The 2180-nt window shown below is 62.2% G+C and carries 4 protein-coding genes; 2 read left to right on the forward strand and 2 right to left on the reverse strand.

Translation table 11 applies throughout. The features are described from left to right. Positions 1-28: 28 nt before the first annotated feature. Entirely contained in the window at positions 29-475 is a 447-nt protein-coding gene (locus ABYW26_RS13705) for an alkylphosphonate utilization protein (RefSeq protein WP_372605472.1), read from the forward strand. A 155-nt stretch (positions 476-630) separates the two neighbouring features. After that, a complete protein-coding gene (locus tag ABYW26_RS13710; RefSeq protein WP_372605469.1) occupies positions 631-978 on the forward strand; it encodes a hypothetical protein in 348 nt (115 codons plus the stop codon). Between the two features lie 37 nt (positions 979-1015). On the opposite strand, the gene cutA is transcribed toward ABYW26_RS13710, so the two are convergent. Both cutA and ABYW26_RS13720 read right to left on the reverse strand, forming a co-directional pair. After that, positions 1016-1330, reverse strand: coding sequence for a divalent-cation tolerance protein CutA (gene cutA, locus ABYW26_RS13715; protein ID WP_372605470.1), 315 nt, complete (start codon positions 1328-1330; stop codon positions 1016-1018). Between the two features lie 150 nt (positions 1331-1480). Next, a partial coding sequence (locus ABYW26_RS13720) for an ATP-binding cassette domain-containing protein (RefSeq protein ID WP_372605471.1) occupies positions 1481-2180 on the reverse strand: 700 nt, incomplete at its 5' end.

Genomic DNA, 2180 nt, shown 5'->3' on the forward strand with positions numbered 1-2180 from the left:
CGGAGCGCCGGCGACTCAGGCCAGCGCGATCGCGCCCCGCGACGATCAGGTGGCGCTGTGCGATACCTGTGCCGGGGGCGAGGCCGACAGCCAGCACTGGCGCTGTCTGCTGTCGTCGATGTGGTCCGAGGTGCCGGCGGTTCAGGTGCTGTCCTGGCGCAAGCTGAACGATCTGAAATCCGAACCCTGGGCCGCCGAGGCGCTGGAGATGCTGTATCTGGAACCCGATGTTCAGGAATGGGCCGAGGCCGGCCAGTCCGACGTCGTGCACCGCGACAGCAACGGCACGGTTCTGGCGCAGGGCGATACCGTGACGCTGATCAAGGATCTGCCGGTCAAGGGCGCAGGCTTTACCGCCAAGCGCGGCACGGCGGTGCGTGGGATTTCTCTGGTTCCCGACAATGCGGGCCATATCGAGGGCCGGGTCGAGGGCCAGCGGATCGTGATCCTGACCGAGTTCGTGAAAAAGCGCTGAACACTGGCCTGAACGGGTTTTGCCCAAGGTTTTTTGGCGGGGTTTGCCCGTCAAAGCCCTTGGCGCCTGCGCCGCGCCCCGACGTTTTTTCCAATTTTGCTGAAATTTGTGCTAAGTTTCAGTGAGGAAACAGAATGTTAGGGGGGAAGTTGAAGATGCGTAAGATCCTTTTGGGCAGTGTCGTTGCCCTGGTTCTGGGGATGCAGGCGGCGGTCGCGCAGGCGGTGCCGAAATCATCCAGCGGCGATCCGACGATCTCGGTCGGGGTGACGTGGGTGTTCGGCCGTGGTGTCGCCTTTGGTGCCAAGGTGTTTTCCACCGATCGCAGCGGCCGTGGCGCGGTTTCGGCCGGTCTGGATTACCTGTTCACCGAAGGCACATGGCGGCCCAATCTGGGCGCGGCCTATTTGCAGGACGGCGCCTTTGTCGACACGAGCATCGGCTTTGGCTCGGATGGCTTTGACTTTGGCGTCGGCATCGGCCCGGTGAATACCCGGAAATAACCGAATGCGCGGTGCGGGGTGATTGCCCTGCGCCGCCTTACCCGCCGGTAACCTCGCGCACCCAGGCCTCGTAATCCGAGTTGGCGCGGCATTCGCTGCGGACGATGGGCGGCACGTCATAGGGATGCAGGGCGCAGACCACCGATTCCACCTCACGCTCCAGCGCCGGACGGGTTTTCACCTCAAGCGGCACTTCGGTCTCGCGCATCAGCTTGCCTTGCCAGTGATAGCGGCTTTCGACCGGATTCAGGATATTCGCGCAGGCGACCAGATGCTGACCCAGCAAGGCATCGGCCAGCTCGGACGCGGTTTCGTGGTCGGGACAGTGGATGGTGAAGGTAAGGATCGACATACCCTATTAAGCGACCGAGACCGGGCGGCTGGCAAGGGTTTTGTTCCGGGATTTCACCCGGTGCGCAAAGCGGACCGGGCAGCGCCCGCCCCGCCCCATGGGCGGGCGCTTCTGCGCCCACCCCGGTGCGGGCGCTGCCCTATGACGGTTCTAGCGTGTAAACTTCTTATACTTCACCCGTTTTGGTTCGACGCTGTCCGGACCCAAGCGGCGGATCTTGTCTTGCTCATAGGCCTCGAAGTTGCCCTCGAACCATTCGACATGGGCGTCGCCCTCGAAGGCCAGGATGTGCGTGCACAGGCGGTCAAGGAAGAAGCGGTCGTGCGAGATGATCACCGCGCAACCGGCAAAATCTTCCAATGCCGCCTCAAGTGCTTGCAGGGTTTCGACATCCAGATCGTTGGTCGGTTCGTCAAGCAGCAGCACGTTACCGCCAGATTTCAACAGCTTGGCCATATGCACGCGGTTACGTTCACCGCCTGACAACAGGCCGACCTTTTTCTGCTGATCGCCGCCCTTGAAGTTGAAGGACGAGCAATAGGCGCGGCTGTTGACCTCGGCGTCGCCCAGAACGGTGATGTCCAGACCGTCCGAGATTTCCTCCCACACGGTCTTGTTGCCATCCAGCGAATCCCGCGACTGGTCGACATAGGACAGGCTGACGGTATCGCCCATGCTGATTGCACCGCTATCGGGTTGTTCCTGACCGGTCAGCATCCGGAACAGCGTCGATTTACCGGCGCCGTTCGGGCCGATGACGCCGACGATGCCGCCGGGGGGCAGGGCAAAGGACAGGTCTTCGATCAGTTGCTTGTCGCCGTAATGCTTGGACAGGTTCTCGACCTCGATC

The sequence above is a fragment of the Actibacterium sp. genome (genome assembly GCF_041584535.1).
Lineage (GTDB): Bacteria > Pseudomonadota > Alphaproteobacteria > Rhodobacterales > Rhodobacteraceae > Actibacterium_D.

What these genes read in the sequence shown, in the direction of transcription:
- ABYW26_RS13710 (WP_372605469.1), top strand. Translation starts at nt 631, where the DNA reads ATGCGTAAGATCCTTTTGGGCAGTGTCGTTGCCCTGGTTCTGGGGATG.
- cutA (WP_372605470.1), bottom strand. Translation starts at nt 1,330, where the DNA reads ATGTCGATCCTTACCTTCACCATCCACTGTCCCGACCACGAAACCGCG.